Here is an 18,721-nt window from a genome sequence, read left to right on the forward strand (position 1 = left end):
ATACTTTAGTTTATCCCCTGTTAAATTGGGGGATTTTTTTATTGGCGATCGCTTCGTTGGTGACAAGAAAAAAACAATGGACTTTGATGCTTCTTTGCTCGATGCATTCTCTAGTTCGGAGACGTTGGTAGCGGGCGTGGATGAAGTGGGGCGAGGATGTTTGTTTGGTCCCGTCGTAGCTGCCGCAGTCGTCGTTCCCCTCTCGGCGATTTCACGATTGATAGAAATCGGCGTAAAAGATAGCAAGCAACTCTCCGCCAAGCGAAGATTGGAATTATCGCAACAGATAAAAGAATTCGTACCAGCTTATCAAGTCAGTTATGCAAGCGTTCGGGAAATAGAGCGCTTAAATATTTTACATGCATCTTTACTAGCGATGAAGCGCTCGGTCGAGCGATTGAAGATACAACCTGCAATCTGCTTGGTAGATGGAAAACAAGCGATTCCTAATCTAACAATCGTACAAAAAAATATCATTAAAGGCGACGAGCGATCGTCCATTATTGCTGCCGCCAGCATCGTTGCTAAAGTCTGGCGAGATGAATTAATCGTCCGCCTCGCCCGAAAATACTCAGAGTACGATTTAGCCTCCAATAAAGGTTACGGCACTGCAAAACATCTACTAGCGTTGCAACAATACGGTGCTTCTCGCCAGCATCGAATGTCTTTTGCCCCTTGTCAAGTAAGTTTCTGACAAAACCTTGAAGATATTGACAACTAGGTAATTGGATTGTCTGCCGCTGGCAATGCCGAAGAATAAGTCGTATTTTGGGGTTCGGCATAAGCATTAGCCCACTGATAGTAATCTTTTAGCAACTGACTTAGCAATCGTTGCTTAATTCGCACTAAAACGCTTTTAAGCAGTCCGTTTCCTGCGACTTCTAATAATGGTTTAGGGGTCAACCACAAAGGAGGCGGCAGATCGACAACTTTAACTTCTAAATCGGCTTTGCCCTTCAGGTAGGTCTGACCCTCATCTTGATGAGGAGATAACTTTCCCTTAACATTAAGAGAGAAGCGATCGTTAATGTAGTCAATTCCTCGGATTTCGCAGTCTTCGGAATTTAAATAAACTATCCCGCCAGCTCCCGCCCAAACGCTAAGAATAACGGTCGGTTGAAAATGGTAAATATCCATAAAGTTCAAGGGACGCATTTTCAGGCGAAAACGCGACTCCGATAGCTGTTCCATTAGTTTCGGATCGGCGATCGCAGTTACTAATCGTTGCGGTTGGCGCAAATAATGTTGAATGGGAACTGTTTGTTCTTCGACAACAATTTCTAGCGATTCTGAGGCAGTAAAGCGTATATCCATACCAGACAAAATTCAGATTCGTCGCTTTTCTTAATCTTACTTTACACTTCTTAAAAAACTAAGTAGGGTAATTACGCCATATTACTGCTTTATGATTTCTCAAAGCAATTTTTAGCAATCGTTTGCAAAATTGATGAGAATAATGAAAAAATTTGAAGCTTAGTTGACAAAAGCTTCATTTAGCTCTCCGATAAAACTTTTTTCGAGATAAAAAGAAAGTATGAGTAAGGTAGCAGATTATGACAATTGCGATCGCCCATTTAGGTCCGACGGGAACCAATGCGGAAACTGCCGCATTAGCCTATGCCAGTTGGTTAACTAACAAGAAGGGACAAGAATTTCTATTGTATCCTTACCCTAGCATTGCACAGACCCTTCGCTCGGTCGATCGCCAAGAGGTAGATTTGGCAGTCGTCCCCGTCGAAAATTCCACCGAAGGAAGTGTCGCCATCACCTTAGATACTCTCTGGGAGTTAGATCGACTCCAAATCCAACAAGAGCTAGTTCTGCGCATCTCTCACGCGCTGCTGTCTCATAGCAAGTCTCTGTCAGAGATAAAAACTGTTTACTCCCATCCACAAGCGCTGGCACAGTGTCAGAAATGGCTGGAAGGGTTTCTCCCTTCAGTTCAACTCATCCCCACCAATTCCACGACAGAAGCCGTACAGCAAGTCAGTCAAGACCCCCAGGCAGGTGCAATCGCAGCTCCGCGTGCCTCAAAGTTGTACGACGTACCGATTCTAGCTGTTGATATCAATGATTATCCAGATAATTGCACTCGCTTTTGGGTGATGGGATTGGCACCAAGTACCAGCGGGAATCGTACTTCTGTTGCTTTTAGCGTTCCCGCCAACGTTCCTGGTGCCTTGGTAAAACCCCTTCAGGTGTTTGCCCAACGGGGGATTAATCTCAGTCGAATTGAATCTCGTCCGACCAAGCGATCGCTAGGCGAATATTTATTCTTTCTCGACTTGGAAGCTAGCGCTACTGAAACTTCAACCCAAGAGACTTTAGCGGAATTATCGCCCCACACCGAAGTCCTAAAAATCTTTGGGAGTTACGACGTTTTGCCGATTTCTACCCCTTAACAGATTAACTCTTTAAGACATCTTTTAGAGCTGTACGAGCCGCTAAGTGATTGCGAGTTGAAGTCAAAATTTCTGACTCCCGTTGCAGACGAGCCATGGTATCTTGCATCTCCAACAGAGTTTGTTGTTCGGAAGCAACGCCGTAGAGATTTCCTGCCACCCAATAGGAGAGTTCTAGCGGCAAGCTAGGCAAGTCGTCTGGCAGTTCGATTTTTTGATCGATCAACTTAGCAGAAAGATGAACAACATCGCGCAATAGCTTTTCTACATCCCTTGCCAAAGGTCTGAGGTCTTCTGTTGGCGGTTCGTCCTCTATCCATTCCACGAGACCGACTCGATAGGGTTTTTCGCGAACGTACTCCAAGACTCGAAAACGCTGCTGTCCCAACGTCAGAATTTTCATGCGATCGTCGGGCAAGCGCTGAAAGCGAATCACTTCCGCGCAACAGCCAACTTTGGCTATTTCTCCGCCAATCGGATCGACCATTAATACTCCAAAACGGCGATCGTCCTCCAAAATCGTATTCATCATCATTCGGTAGCGGAATTCAAAAATGTGGAGGGGAAGTGGACGACCGGGAAATAGAACTACCTCTGGGAGGGGAAACAGGGGAAGTTCTCTGACTGCAATTGAAGACGAAGATGCCATGTTACTCTGTTCCCAAGCATAAGCTGTCCTCTTTTTATCTAGCGCATTTTTCGGAAATTTACCACCCCTGTGGGCGCGTTACACTTACAAGAAGGCTAAAATCCGAGTCACTCAATTTTTTTGCCGGTAACAATGCCATACTTAACCGAACCCGATCGCATTAGCCAAGCCATCGCAAACTACGCTCAAGCGAAAATTCTCTGGATAGATACGGAAATTGCGGATTACCAAAGTAAAAAGCCAAGATTGTCTCTCGTGCAAGTGTTGGACGACCCAACGGACGTCAAAGGCGATCGCGTTGCGATTTTAGATGTTTTGGATAGAACTCAACTGATCGATGAGTTTATCGACAAGATTATGGCGAATCCGGCGATCGAAAAAGTTTTTCACAATGCCAGCTTCGATTGCAGATTTTTGGGAAGAAGCAGAGCTAGAAATGTCACTTGCACTCTGGAAATGGCACAAAAAATCCCATATTACATTTTGCCCTTGTCAAATTATAAACTTGCGACGCTAGCAGAACAACTCTGCCATTTTTCCAAAGTTAATAAAACCGAACAAGGAGGCGACTGGAGCCTACGTCCCCTAACCGAGCAGCAACTCGAATATGCCAAGATGGACGTAGTTTATGTTGCCTGCGCGCACGAACGACTTCTGCAACTTTCCCAGCGCCTGCAAATAGATCCTGCCACAGAAGATATCGCTGCATTGACTCTTCGCTATCGGCACATCGAGCATCGCTGGAAAGTACTAGATACAGAACTCAAGCACCTTAAAGAGCGACTCAAACAGGCAATGGCAACTCAAAATGTCTCGGAGATCGATGGATTTAAACTATCAATTCAAGAACGAAAACACAAAAAAGTCGCTTTTAACGATCTAGCAAAATTCGTGCAAGAATCTGGAATCGAATTAAATTTTCCCATTAGACTAACGCAGGAACTTCAGAAACAAATGCCAGAGATTATCGAGAATATTCCCATCGAAGAAGATGTTGAAACAATTTTACAGCTTAAGATTAGCGAAGTAGAAGATGAAAATTTGCCTTTTTAGCGATTAAATGCTGGATTTAAAGGCTAATTTGTCAACTTTTGCCTTTCTGCTCTACGAAAGATAAATCTCTTTGTTTTTTGGTAAAAAAGATACCCCATTGATTTCTATTTTGGTATCATCTATTACTAAAGTCAAAATGGCAAATTGTATCTAGCATAACATCAAGAGCGAAAAAAGCGATCGCCCCTCAAAAATTCCGACCCTAGAATCTAAAGATGCGATTTTGGTAGAGGAAAAAATAGCCTTCGCGATCGTTATTCGAGTCACAGAAAACAGTCAAATCCGATCAAATTGCTCATCGCTGACTTTTAGAAACAAAAAGCCGATCGCTTAGCAATTGAAACGGTTAAAATTTCATCTGGATGCTGTTTGTAAAGGTGAGATTTCGCTTCGTAACAATTCAGCAGCGATTAATACAAAAGTGCAATCTTAATCTTGAGAAAGTATTAAAAATTATTGCTCGATTTTCCTCTGCAAGAACTTGAGCCAATTGACGAACTACACTTGGATAAGTGAGGGCGTGCAGACATCAATGAACTTGGAGGTTCTAAGAATGGATAATATCGCTCAATTACTTGGAAATGAATTGCAAACTTTACATATGTCGCCACAATCTCAGTATCTATTAGAACGCAGAGAAGCCTCCACCTATTGCGATCGCTTAACTGAAGACGAACTTTGGTACAGTCGTTCGATCGAGCAACTAGAGCAAATAGGAATAACAAACGTGGGTCGAGTTTACCACAATCTCTCGGTGCCTCAGTTAGTCGAACACGCTCTTGCCAGAGGCGAAGGCATACTGACCGACAGCGGTGCCTTAGTGGTCGAAACCGGAAAATACACGGGTCGCTCCCCTAAAGATAAATTTCTCGTTGACGAGCCTAGTAGTCGGGAAGACATAGACTGGAATAAAGATAACGTTCCTATCTCCGAACTAAAATTCGAGCAGTTGTACCAGCGCGTTCTCTCCTACGTTCAAGGTCGCGACCTCTATGTTTTTGACGGTTATGTCGGAGCCGATCCAAAATATCGTTGTGGGGTTCGAGTTATTACAGAATTAGCGTTTCAAAATCTCTTTGCCCATCAGCTATTCCTGCGACCGACAACCGCAGAATTATCGGAGCATAAAGCGGATTTTACCGTCATTGCCGTACCCGGTTTGCACGGCGACCCCGAAACAAATGGCATTAATAGCGAAACGTTCATCGTCCTGCACCTAGCCAAGAAACTCGTACTGATCGGGGGAACTCGCTACGCTGGCGAAATCAAGAAATCGATCTTTACCCTGATGAACTACTTCATGACCAAGCAGAACGTGCTACCGATGCATTGCGCTGCCAACATCGACAAACACGGTCATACAGCTCTATTTTTCGGCTTGTCGGGAACGGGCAAAACCACACTATCTGCCGACCCAGAACGTAGCTTGATCGGAGACGACGAACATGGATGGTCGGATGAAGGCATCTTTAACTTTGAAGGCGGTTGCTATGCCAAGACCATTCGCTTAAGTGCCGAAAACGAACCGCAGATATGGTCGGCGCTTCGGTTTGGGTCGCTGCTAGAGAACGTCGTCGTCGATCCACAGACGCGAGTGCCCGACTACGACGACGATCGCTTGACAGAAAATACCAGAGCCGCCTACCCGTTAAGATATATTCCCAACTGCGCTCTCTCTGGCATTGGACCCCATCCCAAAACGCTTGTTTTACTAACGGCTGATGCATTTGGCGTGCTTCCTCCCATTGCCAAACTTACCAAGGAACAGGCAATGTATCACTTCTTATCGGGTTATACCAGCAAGCTAGCAGGTACGGAACGGGGAATCACCGCACCTCAAGTGACTTTCTCGGCTTGTTTCGGTCAGGTTTTCTTTCCATTACCCCCAACTGTATATGCCGAAATGTTAGGGGAACGGTTGCAGCAACACCTAGAGACGAGCGTGTACTTAGTCAATACAGGCTGGTCGGGCGGTCCCTATGGAGTCGGTCATCGCATTTCCCTCAAACATACGCGGGCGATGGTATCGGCTGCCCTCGATGGAAAGTTGGATAAAGTTAATTTTAAGCCTCATCCAATTTTCAAAGTCTTGGTTCCCGAAAAAGTGCCAGGCGTACCCTCTAAAATTCTAGATCCACAAAATACCTGGGACGATCCCGAAGCTTATACTCAACAAGCAGAGGAATTAGCCCGTCGTTTTGTGGAAAACTTTAAGCAATTTGCCGATGCCCGCAAGGAAATTGTCGAGGCGGGTCCGAGTGTTTCTTAAGATAAACAATATATAAATAAGAAGATTCACCAAGGCGAGTCCATTACCTACTCGCCCTAGCTAGTATCAGCCAATTTTTTTAGGGAGGAGCTAAATCTAACTTAAGACAATGATTTATGGTAAAAAAAGATTGTCTGGTTAAGTCAGCAAGCCCAACCAAACGAAAATATTACCGATCTGAGGAAAATAGCTCATGCCTCTCAATGCTGATGTTCTAGAGAAAAGCTTCAATCTCGTCGAACCGCGTGCTAACGAATTTGCTGCCAGCTTCTATGAGACCTTATTTACCGACTCTCCCGAAGCTAAACCTCTGTTTGCCAACACGGACATGGAAAAGCAGCAACAGAAGCTGATTATGTCTCTAGTGTATGTTGTTACTAATCTCCGCTATCCCGAAGAATTGACGAAGGTGCTGAGGGAGATGGGAGAAAAGCATGCTACCTATGGAGCAAAAGCAGAACATTACCCAATCGTGGGCGCGGCTTTGCTGAAAACCCTTGAAGCTTATTTGGGAGCAGATTGGACACCAGAAGTTAAACAGGCTTGGACAGATGCTTATGAGGAAATTTCTTACTTGATGCTGGAAGGGGCAAAGCGTCATGAGACAACCCTTGCATCAGAAGAGTCGCTTCAGAAGCCCAACGAACAATCCCTTGAGAGTGAATCAGTGCAATCCGAACCTAAATCTTCGGGGACTAATTGGACGGTAGTAGCTATAATAGCTACGTGCGCTATTGGTCTACTGGGTTTGGGAATTCTACTCATGAGTTGGGGAAATGCTTCCCAAAATAATAATAATCAGAGCTTAGAGCGGATGAATGTTCCAGTTAATATAAATTTTACTGCTGCAAGATAAGCCGCGACAAACCTACGCCGGGATAGTATCTACCTAGAATCTGCTGGTGGTCGTAACCTTGAGCCGCTAGATCGTAAGCGCCAGTCTGACTCATCCCTATACCTCGATGAACGTTAGAGACGATCTCGTCGGTGGAAGCATAGAGAGACTCTACGATGCCACCGTTGTAGCTGAGAATTTGTCCTGCCGTCGCGTTGACGGCTTTGTGAGTAGTGTCGTACTCGCTCGCCAGTCCTTTATAGACTTGCCAGCGTTCGGTATGTCCCAAGTGATACCATTCGCTTGCCGGACGAATCATGTGGACAAGAGCATAAGAACGAGCCGCGATCGCCTGTGCTTTTAGCGCTTCGAGAGGGGCAGTAGCATGCATTTCGCTGCCAACGACGCTGTAGAGATATTCTTCTAAATTGACATAATTAACTGCTAGTATCGTGTTTCCTTGAGAGACTAGCAGGAGTTTTCCCCGATACCAGCGATCGCCAACATAAACAAATCCTCCTGCCTTGGGTTTCACCCAAACGGCGTAAGGTAATTGGGAATTGCCAAGCGTCAAATTAGAACCGTTAGGATATACTGTAATCCCCTGATTGGCAGCAATCGTTTTCAGCACTCGACCGTTTCTATCCTGAATAGACGCTTGCGTAGAGGTTCCCACGACGGCGTTCTCTGCATCTCTCAGAAGGGCTACTTTAATTTCCAGCTTGGGAGGCTTATAAGAAGGTACTGCGCTTGAGGAGGGATTTTGGGTTTTTTTAGCAGGTTGTTGCTTCGTTGAAGGCTGCGAAGATTTAATGGGTGCTTTGTGCGAAGTCTTTTGAGTTGGCTGTTGGGGCTTTTGCTTCTGTGGAGTTGTCGAAGCAGAGATAGCGGAATCTTTACTAACGAGAGATGCTTCCAACTCAGAAGAAGAAATTCGCTTTAGCGATCGCACTGAAGGACTTTCCTGAGAAGTTTCTGTCGGTGAATTTGACGATAGCCCGTAAGTCAGAAAGATCGGCAAAAATAAAACGATTGAAACAAAGGGTATCGTCCAGACCCCTAAACGATTAAAAATTTTAGGTAGGTGGAATTTTTTAGCCATGCAGAAACTCTAGTGCTTTTCTCTCCAATTTGTCACTATTGCCGATAGTAACCTGCTATGTCGGAGAAGACAAGAATTTTGATTGGCTGAGCGCGATCGCTCTGACTAGCCACAGAGTCTTGCCGATCGGTCATAATCAATTTAGGTGACACATATGAACTATGAATTGGCAAGAGATTTCCGGTAGCTGGGTTTTGATTCCTCGACGACCGATTGGTGTCGTTCATTTTCTTGGTGGTGCTTTTGTAGGGACAGCACCTAACCTGACCTATCGTTGCTTGTTAGAACAACTAGGAAAAGCTGGCTATGCCGTCATCGCGACTCCGTTTGTCAATACTCTCGACCATGCCGCGATCGCCCGTAGCGTTCTCAATCGGTTCGAGAATATTCTAGAGCGTTTGCAGGCGACTAATGCCCTCGGTCAAAGCTATCTTCCTATCTATGGAGTCGGACACAGTATGGGATGCAAGCTACATTTGCTGATCGGCAGTCTTTATTCTGTCGAACGAGCGGGTAACATTTTGATGTCTTTTAATAACTATCCCGTTCGTCGGGCTATTCCTTTTATCGAACAGTTAGAACTCGACGCTACCTTAAATTTAGAATTTACCCCTTCCCCAGAAGAAACCAATCTGTTGATTGCCAAAAATTATGAAGTGCGTCGCAATCTTTTGATCCGTTTTACTAATGATGACATCGATCAAACAACTATTCTAAGCCCCGTCCTGCAAGACCGCTTTCCCAACATGGTTGCTTCGCTGACGCTTCCTGGCAACCACCTAACCCCACTCGGACAAGAGATTAACTGGCAACCATCAGAAATATTCACTCCCATAGACGCGATCGGACAATGGGTAAAACAAGGATTTTCACGCAATCTCAATCTTCTCAAACAAGAAATTCTTCGCTGGCTCAATCCAGTTATGAGTTACCAGTGAGGGGATTGGTCAAAAGTCCTTTGTTAGTGGTTAGTGGTTAGTCGTTAATTGTCTCCCCATCTCCCCACTCTTCCTTGTCCCCTTATCCCCCTTGTCTCCCGCCCTCCCCACACTCCCAGTCTCAGAAGTCTCTCAGTCTCCCGTCTCTTCTACCTCCTTAGCTGGACTGACTTTAGCGCGATAGAGCAGCTTTTCTCCCTGTCGATAGCCTACATATCGGACTTTAACCATCTCGCCCGGTTCGGCAGATCCTTCCATAAGTTGATGCCATCGAGGATCGTAGGGAACTTTGTCGCCAACGGACGCGATCGCTTCTACTGCCCAAGATTCTAATAAATCCAGAATGGGTTTCATCAGTGGCAGCAATTTCACGGCTGGCAATTGATGATTCTGCTGTGCGACTGACGCAGCCGTGGGCCATTGTAATAGCCAAGGCTCCAATCGTTGCAAGCTCGCTTGCTGAAATTCTCTCGCGATCGTTTCTCGCTGTTGTTCTAGTTGTTGTTGCAGCCGCTGGTATTCCTGTCTAAGAGCGTCTCTAGAGGCTGAATCGTCTTCTTGTTTGAGATTGCTCGGCAGCAAATATTCTGGGCAAAATAGCGTCAGTAACTTATCGACTGGAACCTGTAAAGTTTGAGATAGTTTCAGGAGAATTTCGATCGGCATTTTGGGCATCAAGCCGTATTGAAGACGTATTAATTGCAGTTCGGAAATCCCTGACCGTTGACTTAGTTTGCTCAAGCTAGCAATCCCGACCCGCTCCATCAGTTGAAGCAGGAGTTGATGATTTTTGAGGTAGATAGATCGATCGGCGGACATAAAGCGGATGAGAGAAAGGGAGAGAAGAAGATCTAAAAACTATGCTAAATGTTTTTGCAGGACTGCGCGAGGAGCGCGACGCACTCTACATTTGATTGTCTCTTTTCCGAGGCGCTGGTGAGCCTCGTAGCGATGGCAACCAGAAAAGCCATAGTATTGCCCATCGACTTCTAATACGTCAATGGGTTCTCTCAAACCCTCTTGAGCAATTGACTCCATTAGCATCGCCACTTTTTCAGGATTGGTTTGTCGCGGTAAGGGACGACGAATTTGGGATACGGGAATTTCTTCAATCCTAATCATCTTAAGTTCGCTTGATTGTATATTTTTCTTACTCTATAAATCATACTCGTTATGACTTTGATTTGCAAACTCGTTCCTAACTTGAATTACTGGGGACATCCTGTCCCCAGACCCCTTGGGGGCAGATGGATGCATGAATGTTTTTTTGTCTCTGTTAATTTGTATGAATTTTAGGGGAATTCTTAGAGTGTAACTCTGAGAATTTGTAGCTAACTACGAAAACCAATATGAACCACGAAGTTTCTAATAATAGATTTCCTCATTTGCCGCAGGAAGTACAAAGTCTGATTGCTCAAAATGCACCAAGTACAGTTGATGTAGAAACAAAAAGCAATAAACATGGGCAACGTTATAAGTGTAACTGGTGTCGCCCGTCTGCGGGCGACGTTTTTTTACTCCACATAAAACAGGCAGCCAGAAACTTTTTGACTGCCCGTTAATTGCTATCCGATTAGCATTTAACTTGCCAAATATTCTCGAATACTTCCTTTGCGCTGGCGCAGTTTCGAGAGAGCTTCCCGTTCGATCTGTCTGACTCGTTCCCGACTGATATTGAGACGAATGCCAATTTTAGCTAGCGTTAGAGGCTTTCCGTCGGTCAGTCCGAACCGCAGCGCTAAAACCTCTCGCTGTTGCGGGGTTAAATCCGCCATCAATTTCTCTAAATCTAACTGAAGCGAGGAATGGATAGCATAATCCTCTGGCAAAAGCCCCGTATCCTCCAGAAGTTCTCCCAATTCTGTATCGTGATTGTCTCCAACCCGCAAATCTAGCGACAGAGGTTGACGGGCACGTTCGAGATACTCCCGCACTTGTTTGGGGGTTAATTCCAGCTCTTGAGCTAATTCTGCTATGGTAGCCGCTCGTCCGTTCTCCTGAGCCAACTGTCGCTGGGCTTTCTTGATTTTATTAAGTTTTTCTGTGATGTGGATGGGCAGGCGGATAGTACGACTTTTTTCGGCAATGGCGCGGGTAATAGCTTGTCGAATCCACCAGTAAGCATAGGTGGAAAAGCGATAGCCTTTAGTCGGATCGAACTTCTCTACGCCTCGCTGCATTCCAAGGGTACCTTCCTGGATTAAATCGAGTAAGTCAAGATTGCGCTTGAGATATTTCTTGGCAACCGATACAACTAGGCGTAAATTGGCTTCAACCATTTTCCGTTTAGCCGCATCTCCTGCTGCAATGCAGTTGCGAAGTTCGGCTTCTGTTAACTCAGCGGCGGCTGCCCACTCGGAATCGGTTGGTTCTTTGCCAAGTTTTTGCTTCAGAGATTCTTTTAGGTTTTCTAAGACAACTAATCGTTGTACTCGTTTGGCATAGTGGATTTCCTCTTCGTGAGTGAGCAAGGGAACGCGACCAATTTCTCTTAAATAGGCGCGGACTGGGTCGGTAAAGTTCTTGTCGGTTCTCATAAGTAAAGGTCGAGTTGGGGTTGATCTAGGCTAATAAGATGAGATTTGTAGGACAGTTGGTCGATTGAATGACTGAAAAGATCGGGTTAAAAATAATCTTTACTTATAGTTTTGTAACTCAAACGAGCCAGTGGATTGTGAAGACGGTAGGGGGATAAAGAAGTGTGTGCGGATAAAAATCCTTATCCTACAGGCGCTTGGTAAGCGCATGCCGAGATGAGACCGTTTGATTTTCTGGCGGGCATGTTCTCAATGTTGCTTAACAATCTTAGCTTATCTGTTAAGCTTTGTAAAGTTTCTGTGAGAATCTGGCAAACTTTTGATGTGAGGTCAATGGCTCAGAGATCGCAGCTGCGATCGCGTAAAGTTTAAAGATAAAGCGCTTATAGTATCAGGGTACCCACGTTAAAGTTAAACGTATGCATCCTAAGAAACAAAATTAAAAAATTATTTTTACTGCTAAGACTACGACTCCTAGGCTAGGAAAACTATCCTGTTTTTTTACTAATTTGAGAGTTTAGACTAGATTCTTCCTCAGAATGGTAATATAGAAAACATTGCCATCTACCAAAAGATATATCTTGGAGAGATAATCTTAGGTCATGTTAACTTAGTCAAAAGGAAGAGGCTAGAAATTACAAAATGAAATAATCTTAAAAGACTTGGTTGGATAGAATTTAGAAAACAGTTTTGACTTATCCTAACATTTGTAATCGATACAAGCTGGCATATAATCCATTTTGTTCGAGTAACTCATCATGAGTGCCCGTTTCAACCAATCGACCTTTTTTAAGCACTAAAATCCTATCGACATTACGAATAGTTGATAAGCGATGAGCGATAATAATTGCCGTTCGATTTTCCAATAGGCGATATAAAGCATCTTGAATTAATGCTTCTGTCCCTACATCTAAACTAGAAGTCGCTTCATCTAGGACTAAAATGTGAGGATTGCGAATAGCAACGCGAGCAAAGGCTAAAAGCTGTTTTTGTCCTCCCGATAAATTTGTTCCTCTTTCGCGCAATTGAGTGTTATAGCCTTGGGGGAATTCTTCAATAAAGCGATCGACATTGGTCAGTCTAGCTGCTGCTTTTATCTGTTCTAGAGAATAATTTTCTCCTAAAGTAATATTGCGCTTGATATCGCCAGCGAAGAGAAAGCTGTCCTGAAGAATAACTCCGATATGGCGGCGTAATTGAGCTTGAGGAATATCTCGAATATCAACGCCATCGACTAAAATTCGTCCTTTAGTCGGTTCGTAAAGGCGACATAAAAGCCGAATAATCGAACTTTTTCCCGCACCTGTCGGTCCTACTAAAGCAATCTTTTCTCCTGGACGGATTGTAAAGTTTAAATCAGTTAGAATATAATCATTTTCTTTGTAGGCAAACCAAACATTTTCAAAGCGAATTTCTCCTTTGTAATTTCTCCTTTGTCCTTTGTTCTTTGCTAAAGACGATTCTCGATCGCGGATTTCTATTGGTTCGCTCATCAATTCGCTAATGCGTTCGATTGCAGTAAATCCCGATTGAAAAATCGTAAATTTTTCTGCAAATTGTCGCAGTGGATTGAACAATTTCTGGGCAAAAAGAATAAAGGCAGATAAAGTTCCCAGATCGATAGTTTTGTTGAGCACCAAAATGCTACCCAACCAGAGAACGCCGGCGATCGCAATTAAAGAAATCCATTCCAAAGTTGCAGAAACGGCGGAATCGTGGAAAATCGTGCGATCGACTTCTTTACGATAGCGTTGATTGAGCGACCGGAACATTTCACTATTGAAACGTTCTCGACGAAATAACTGCACCACATTGATTCCAGCGATATTCTCCTGCAACATGGAGTTTAATTTTGCAAGTTCCTCTCTCGCTTGATAATTTGCCTTGCGATACTGCCGCTGGAAGTAAATAATCAAACCCGTCACTGGAATCAGCATCAACACCAACATCGATGCCAACTGCCATTGACGCAGAAAAATGACGACGACAATCGTTAAGATATAAATAAAATCGCTAATAACGCCGATCGCGCCGCTGGCAAAAACATCTCCTAATGCCTCCACATCGCTAGTGATGCGAGTGACCAAGCGTCCTACAGGCGTGCGCTCAAAAAATCGGGTCGATAGGGATGTTACGTGGGTGAATAAATCATCCCGCACTGCTGCCGTGATTTCCTGTCCGACTTTTTGTACCAAATATCCTTGGGCCGAGGCAAAAATTAAGCGAACGACAATCGTCATCAGAAGTAGGACGATGAGAATATTTAATCCTTGTGCCAGAGAAACATTTATCAAAAAAGACCAAGTTGGTTCTTGCTGCAACAAAGAAATTGCCTGACCGACAATCAGCGGTTGAACGGCTCCTGCAATTGAGACAGGAATTAGTAAAATAATAGAAATGAATAGTAGAGTCTGGTTGCGACGAGCATAGGGAATTAGCTTCAGCAACAGCCGCCAATCGTTTTCGCGGGGTCTGCGTCTAAGCTGGGATTCTGCTAAAGGGGAAGAATCTGCCATTAAAAATTGTTAGGTAATGCGATAGATAAGATAACGCATATTCTTTCAATGTAGCTTATACTGCCGCAGATCCTGCCGTCTCACGGCGTTAACTGGTTGCTGTAATCATTACCCTTGTTTTTGCCCTGTTGTTTCTCGCCTACTCTCTAACCGTTTCTCCCACTTTTGGCTAAATCTTTCTCCCATTTCATAGAGATCCCTAGCTTTGTGTTCGGCATCTTTGGCAAGTTCAAGGAGTTCTAAGAGTTTTTTTCATCCGGTAACTCATTGATGGTAAATCTCTTTCTAAGTTCTCTGTAGAGTCTGCTGACACAGCTTTTCTACCCAATCATGCAAATTATACAAGCTAAGGCGATAGCTCAATGGATGGGCAATCAGCCTTGCAGTACTTTCAAAGAGAACGTCAATTTCAATCAGCCCATTTTCTCGTAGCGTGCGTCCCGTAGAGACTAAATCGACAATTGCCTCCGACATTCCCGTAATTGGCGCTAATTCGACCGAACCATAGAGGGGAATAATTTCTACGGGTAAATTTAATTTACGAAAATATTCCTTAGCACAGTGAACGAATTTTGAGGCAACTCTACCGTGGGGGGGGAGTTCGAGCGATCGCTTGTAGGAACTAGCCTCCGGTACTGCTACCGACATGCGACAGTAGCCAAATTTTAAATCGGCTAAATTTGCTACTTTAGGACTCTTTTCTAGCAAAACATCATAGCCGACAATACCTAACTGTGCCTGACCGTATTCTACATAGACGGGAACGTCTTGCGCTCTTACCAATATCGCTTTAGCCGTATTGGTGGGATCGGCAATCTGAAGTTGGCGGTTGCGGTCGTCGAGAAATGCGCTAAAATCGAGTCCTACACTTTTAAAAAGATTGATACTATCAGACAGGAGTGCTCCTTTGGGCAATGCGATCGTGATCATTAGCAATTAAACCATACGCTACTTCTGAAGGTATCACTATAGTGGCTCTTGGGACTGGATATATTAAAATTTTATTCGGGGAGCAGTAGCTAAAGAAGAAATTCTCCGTCTAAGATGCTAGAGTCTGTTTAAAAAGAAATCTTGCACCTTTCTCAACAATCGCCTAAGTCGATTAAAATCGACTCAAACACTTATGCAGTCGTTTTTAGATGACTCTAAATATGAAGCAGCGATAGAACATCGAGGAGCGGACTATTGGGACTGGTACAAGATCTCAGCTTGATTTTTAGGTTCCAATACAATATTTGAGATTTTTACTCCTTCTAAAATAGCCTCATTTAATTTAGTATTTTTCAACTTGGCTTCTGTTAAATCTGCTTCGCTTAAATCGGCACCTTTTAAATCGACATTACTCAGATTAGTTCCTTGCAGAATTGTTCCCATCAATTTTGCATTTCTCAAACTTGCATCTGTTAGATTGGCGTGACTTAAATTGGCAGCAATTAATTTTGCCCCATCTAATTGTGCGCATTGTAAATTAGCTCCTCTTAAATTAGCACCGATCGAATTAACATGACTCAAATTCACGCCGATTAGATCTGCATTGCTCAGATCGATATTTTGAAAGTTTCTACCTCCCAAAGCATATCTTTTTAAAAGTTCGCTGGCATCTGTTACATTAATTTCTCGCTTGGGGGGATGATGAAAGGTAAAAGTAAAAGTATCTCTACTCCGAATTACTTGCTCGATTTCTTCATACATTGGATAAGTGCCGATGCCACTTAATTTTACCCAGGCTCTCGCTCTGGTCAAGGCAATAAATAACTAATTTCGCAGGTAAATATTGCTTTCATCTTCTGCAATGCGATCGCATCCAACGATATACACCATATCTGCTTCATTTCCTTTGGCGCGATGAATGCGAGAAATCGTTACCGTACCTTCGTGCCAAAATTTATTAGGATTGCGACATTTGCCGGATTCATCTAGTAAGGTATTGCACTTACTATTGCCAGGAATAAAAATATCAATTCCTTGTCTCATTAAAAAATTAGCTACCTGAGTTTCTAGCTTAATTGCATCAAAAAATTCTCCTATGACAATGACAAGAATTTCTTGACTAGGACGCAAACCATCGTATCTAAGATTGTGTTTAATGTTTTTGGCTAGTACAAATAATTCTTGCTGTCGAGATTCGTAAGCCTTAAACTCAATAATGTCTCCTTGCCATAGTTCGGGAATGGGATTGGGAGAATTTTCGCGAGGACATTTGAGGATAATTTTTTGACCGGGAATAAAACGTCCTTGGACTTCATAACCAATTGCTTTCCGTTCTTCTGCGCGAGTAATTCCTGTCAGCATTCCTTGAGGACGCAATAATCCCATGCCAAGTCCATGTGCGGCGGTAATAATTTGATGTGGCGTGCGATAACAACGACGCATGACTTCGCTTTTTTTGATTCCATTTTTGTATTGTCCGGTGACGAGATGACTTAAGTCTTCTCCAAATAATTCGCTAGCGGTTGGAATTGTTAAACTTTCTAAACTCTGAGCTTCATCATATGCCCAAATTAAGCGTCTTTGTTCCGAACGAACGGGATCGACAGGTTGCAAAGATTGATATGCCATCCAGTAAAAAGGTTGTCGATCGCCAAATTTATATTTATTGACGATTAAATCTTGCCCTTCATCGATTAAAATAGCATCGAATAATTGAGGAATTGCTGTTGCTTTCAACAATTGAATACAAGCTTCTGCTAACGCTTCATTAGGTTTTTGACTTGCTGTTTCATTAACGGTCAAAGGATGGATGCCAGCCGCTTGGCAAATTAAACTATATAAGCCTGGTTGTTTTCTCGCTCCCCAAGCATGGAGAATTTTTAAATTAGCATTTTTAGGATCGTATCCTCGTTCGTTATTACTAAAGTGACGCAGCCATTTATCGATTTGTTGAATAATGGAATGGTAAAGGCTGCGAGAAAAGAAAACAAATGCAACTTTCCAGTTGGGATATTTTAGATGAATATGGGCAGCTTTTTGACATAATAAAACTGTTTTTCCAGAACCGGCAATTCCTCGAATTCGTTGAGCGCCTGGAGCAATTTGTTTGGCAATTTTTTCCTTTTGCCAGTCGAATTCAGAAATGTGCGATCGCAATTTTTGTAATATCTTGCCACAACTTCGATCGGGAGTGAGAACGCGATGGCAAGGTCGGCAAAAAACCGGCGTTCCCGATAATATTGATAGCAATAATTGCCACTGTTTTAGCATCAGTTTGTAACCCGGTTTTACGGGTGGCGTTTTCTGGATCGATTCACAAACAGATGAAGCAGAATAGAGATTATCTTTGAATAAAATAGGCAGATTGCTAAGTAGTTTATCGAACTTTTTTCTTGCCACTGTCGTTGGCTAATTAAGGGTAAAGCAACCAATGCTCTAGCGCTAATTTTATCTTGTAGAATTGGTTCGCGATCGCAATACTTTAGGATGGCAAATAATTGATTTTCTGCTTGTTGATAGGGATTGCCAAATGGGATATAAAAATTTTGATATTCCCAACGATGACCCGTTATATTAACTATCTTATCAATGGGAATTGATTTAACTTCAATAACAACTAAACCGAGTTCGCGATCGGCAATTAAGATATCCGGTTCTTGGCGAAATTTGCCAATTTGAGAAAAAATAGGATAGTGCCAGTAGCCAATACAATCGCGATCGCGATTGTATTGGCTCGGATGCTATCCCAAACTAACTGCTCTCCAGTCTCCCCCCTATTTCCTAGCGGTTCAGTAGTAATAAATTTGTGGTTTAGATAATCCTCAACCACAGATATTTACTCGTAACGACGATTGCGTTTTCTGACTATCCAAATAATAAACCAAATAACCAGACTTAGTAGAACAATTTTAGAAACAGGTCCTAGATATTCATCGACCAATTCATAGTTGTCTCCTAAAAGATAACCAAGCGTTGTTAGAAAAATTACCCATAAGCTCGTGCCTATAGTCGAGTAAAGTACAAAAGGGATAAATGACATATCATTTATCCCAGCAGGTAGAGAAATTAAAGTCCGAACGCCTGGAACTAAACGACCAAAAAATACTGCCTTGACTCCGTGTCGGCTAAACCAATTATTGGCTTTTTTGATATCTTTAGAAGAGACAGTAATCCACTTACCATATTTATCGGCTAAATGTTCTAAGCGTTCCTCGCTTACAGCTTTACCGAGATAGTACCAAGGAAATGCTCCTAACACCGTTCCAATCACGCCTGCTAAAACGGCTGGAACGAATCCCATGTCTCCCTTAGCGATCGTGAATCCAGCCAGAGGCATAATGAGTTCTGAAGGAATAGGCGGAAATAAATTTTCTAAAAACATCAATAAGGCAATCCCCCAGTAGTCAAGAGATTCCATAGTACTTGTAATCCATTCAGCCATGGAGTGAATTTTTGTGACAGAGCTTGACAAATTATAGGCTTGATGAAT

At 43.3% G+C, this 18,721-nt stretch carries 15 protein-coding genes and 1 pseudogene; 6 read left to right on the forward strand and 10 right to left on the reverse strand.

Annotation, left to right across the window (positions count from 1 at the left end):
- The first annotated feature begins 76 nt into the window (after positions 1-76).
- Entirely contained in the window at positions 77-694 is a 618-nt protein-coding gene (locus PLE7327_RS22115) for a ribonuclease HII (RefSeq protein ID WP_015145986.1), read from the forward strand.
- Between the two features lie 23 nt (positions 695-717).
- On the opposite strand, the gene PLE7327_RS22120 is transcribed toward PLE7327_RS22115, so the two are convergent.
- Complete coding sequence (locus tag PLE7327_RS22120) at positions 718-1,314, reverse strand: DUF1997 domain-containing protein (protein ID WP_015145987.1); 597 nt, start codon at positions 1,312-1,314, stop codon at positions 718-720.
- Between the two features lie 239 nt (positions 1,315-1,553).
- On the opposite strand from PLE7327_RS22120, the gene pheA reads away from it, so the two are divergent.
- Positions 1,554-2,402, forward strand: a complete 849-nt coding sequence (pheA, locus tag PLE7327_RS22125) for a prephenate dehydratase (protein WP_015145988.1) — start codon at positions 1,554-1,556, stop codon at positions 2,400-2,402.
- Between the two features lie 4 nt (positions 2,403-2,406).
- Here pheA and PLE7327_RS22130 read toward each other — a convergent pair whose 3' ends face one another.
- Positions 2,407-3,051 (reverse strand): LON peptidase substrate-binding domain-containing protein, encoded by a 645-nt coding sequence (locus PLE7327_RS22130; RefSeq protein WP_015145989.1) that lies wholly within the window; start codon positions 3,049-3,051, stop codon positions 2,407-2,409.
- 132 nt (positions 3,052-3,183) lie between these two features.
- Here PLE7327_RS22130 and PLE7327_RS22135 point away from each other — a divergent pair, with 132 nt between their 5' ends.
- The 3 genes from PLE7327_RS22135 (at position 3,184) to PLE7327_RS23810 (ending at position 7,229) form a co-directional block, all read left to right on the forward strand.
- Positions 3,184-4,104 (forward strand): ribonuclease D, encoded by a 921-nt coding sequence (locus PLE7327_RS22135; RefSeq protein WP_015145990.1) that lies wholly within the window; start codon positions 3,184-3,186, stop codon positions 4,102-4,104.
- A 553-nt stretch (positions 4,105-4,657) separates the two neighbouring features.
- On the forward strand, positions 4,658-6,373 hold the full coding sequence (pckA, locus tag PLE7327_RS22140) for a phosphoenolpyruvate carboxykinase (ATP) (RefSeq protein ID WP_015145991.1): 1,716 nt from the start codon (positions 4,658-4,660) through the stop codon (positions 6,371-6,373).
- A 193-nt stretch (positions 6,374-6,566) separates the two neighbouring features.
- The gene (locus PLE7327_RS23810) at positions 6,567-7,229 is read left to right on the forward strand and encodes a globin family protein (RefSeq protein WP_015145992.1); all 663 of its coding nucleotides are present in this window, start codon (positions 6,567-6,569) and stop codon (positions 7,227-7,229) included.
- Here PLE7327_RS23810 and PLE7327_RS22150 read toward each other — a convergent pair.
- On the reverse strand, positions 7,213-8,310 hold the full coding sequence (locus PLE7327_RS22150; protein WP_015145993.1) for a SpoIID/LytB domain-containing protein: 1,098 nt from the start codon (positions 8,308-8,310) through the stop codon (positions 7,213-7,215). The two genes, PLE7327_RS23810 and PLE7327_RS22150, sit on opposite strands and share 17 nt — an antisense overlap.
- 161 nt (positions 8,311-8,471) lie before the next feature.
- On the opposite strand from PLE7327_RS22150, the gene PLE7327_RS22155 reads away from it, so the two are divergent.
- On the forward strand, positions 8,472-9,248 hold the full coding sequence (locus PLE7327_RS22155; protein ID WP_015145994.1) for a DUF1350 family protein: 777 nt from the start codon (positions 8,472-8,474) through the stop codon (positions 9,246-9,248).
- Between the two features lie 132 nt (positions 9,249-9,380).
- On the opposite strand, the gene PLE7327_RS22160 is transcribed toward PLE7327_RS22155, so the two are convergent.
- The 7 genes and pseudogenes from PLE7327_RS22160 to PLE7327_RS22190 form a co-directional block, all read right to left on the reverse strand.
- Positions 9,381-10,067 carry a helix-turn-helix domain-containing protein gene (locus PLE7327_RS22160; RefSeq protein WP_015145995.1) on the reverse strand — a complete coding sequence of 229 codons (687 nt, stop codon included), beginning with the start codon at positions 10,065-10,067 and terminating at the stop codon, positions 9,381-9,383.
- Between the two features lie 39 nt (positions 10,068-10,106).
- Positions 10,107-10,370, reverse strand: coding sequence for a ParB N-terminal domain-containing protein (locus PLE7327_RS22165; protein WP_015145996.1), 264 nt, complete (start codon positions 10,368-10,370; stop codon positions 10,107-10,109).
- Between the two features lie 458 nt (positions 10,371-10,828).
- Positions 10,829-11,785, reverse strand: coding sequence for an RNA polymerase sigma factor, RpoD/SigA family (locus PLE7327_RS22170; protein WP_015145998.1), 957 nt, complete (start codon positions 11,783-11,785; stop codon positions 10,829-10,831).
- A 695-nt stretch (positions 11,786-12,480) separates the two neighbouring features.
- On the reverse strand, positions 12,481-14,301 hold the full coding sequence (locus PLE7327_RS22175) for an ABC transporter ATP-binding protein (protein WP_015145999.1): 1,821 nt from the start codon (positions 14,299-14,301) through the stop codon (positions 12,481-12,483).
- Between the two features lie 285 nt (positions 14,302-14,586).
- The gene (gene hisG, locus PLE7327_RS22180; RefSeq protein ID WP_015146000.1) at positions 14,587-15,231 is read right to left on the reverse strand and encodes an ATP phosphoribosyltransferase; all 645 of its coding nucleotides are present in this window, start codon (positions 15,229-15,231) and stop codon (positions 14,587-14,589) included.
- A gap of 252 nt (positions 15,232-15,483) precedes the next feature.
- Positions 15,484-18,067 (reverse strand): annotated as a pseudogene (locus PLE7327_RS26800) (pentapeptide repeat-containing protein).
- A complete protein-coding gene (locus PLE7327_RS22190; protein WP_015146002.1) occupies positions 18,068-18,673 on the reverse strand; it encodes a DedA family protein in 606 nt (201 codons plus the stop codon). It lies immediately after the preceding pseudogene.
- Between the last annotated feature and the right edge of the window lie 48 nt (positions 18,674-18,721).

This window comes from Pleurocapsa sp. PCC 7327, from assembly GCF_000317025.1.
Classification (GTDB): domain Bacteria; phylum Cyanobacteriota; class Cyanobacteriia; order Cyanobacteriales; family Microcystaceae; genus Hydrococcus.

What these genes read in the sequence shown, in the direction of transcription:
- PLE7327_RS22115 (WP_015145986.1), top strand. Translation starts at nt 77, where the DNA reads ATGGACTTTGATGCTTCTTTGCTCGATGCATTCTCTAGTTCGGAGACG.
- PLE7327_RS22120 (WP_015145987.1), bottom strand. Translation starts at nt 1,314, where the DNA reads ATGGATATACGCTTTACTGCCTCAGAATCGCTAGAAATTGTTGTCGAA.
- pheA (WP_015145988.1), top strand. Translation starts at nt 1,554, where the DNA reads ATGACAATTGCGATCGCCCATTTAGGTCCGACGGGAACCAATGCGGAA.
- PLE7327_RS22130 (WP_015145989.1), bottom strand. Translation starts at nt 3,051, where the DNA reads ATGGCATCTTCGTCTTCAATTGCAGTCAGAGAACTTCCCCTGTTTCCC.
- PLE7327_RS22135 (WP_015145990.1), top strand. Translation starts at nt 3,184, where the DNA reads ATGCCATACTTAACCGAACCCGATCGCATTAGCCAAGCCATCGCAAAC.
- pckA (WP_015145991.1), top strand. Translation starts at nt 4,658, where the DNA reads ATGGATAATATCGCTCAATTACTTGGAAATGAATTGCAAACTTTACAT.
- PLE7327_RS23810 (WP_015145992.1), top strand. Translation starts at nt 6,567, where the DNA reads ATGCCTCTCAATGCTGATGTTCTAGAGAAAAGCTTCAATCTCGTCGAA.
- PLE7327_RS22150 (WP_015145993.1), bottom strand. Translation starts at nt 8,310, where the DNA reads ATGGCTAAAAAATTCCACCTACCTAAAATTTTTAATCGTTTAGGGGTC.
- PLE7327_RS22155 (WP_015145994.1), top strand. Translation starts at nt 8,472, where the DNA reads ATGAATTGGCAAGAGATTTCCGGTAGCTGGGTTTTGATTCCTCGACGA.
- PLE7327_RS22160 (WP_015145995.1), bottom strand. Translation starts at nt 10,067, where the DNA reads ATGTCCGCCGATCGATCTATCTACCTCAAAAATCATCAACTCCTGCTT.
- PLE7327_RS22165 (WP_015145996.1), bottom strand. Translation starts at nt 10,370, where the DNA reads ATGATTAGGATTGAAGAAATTCCCGTATCCCAAATTCGTCGTCCCTTA.
- PLE7327_RS22170 (WP_015145998.1), bottom strand. Translation starts at nt 11,785, where the DNA reads ATGAGAACCGACAAGAACTTTACCGACCCAGTCCGCGCCTATTTAAGA.
- PLE7327_RS22175 (WP_015145999.1), bottom strand. Translation starts at nt 14,301, where the DNA reads ATGGCAGATTCTTCCCCTTTAGCAGAATCCCAGCTTAGACGCAGACCC.
- hisG (WP_015146000.1), bottom strand. Translation starts at nt 15,231, where the DNA reads ATGATCACGATCGCATTGCCCAAAGGAGCACTCCTGTCTGATAGTATC.
- PLE7327_RS22190 (WP_015146002.1), bottom strand. Translation starts at nt 18,673, where the DNA reads ATGGCTGAATGGATTACAAGTACTATGGAATCTCTTGACTACTGGGGG.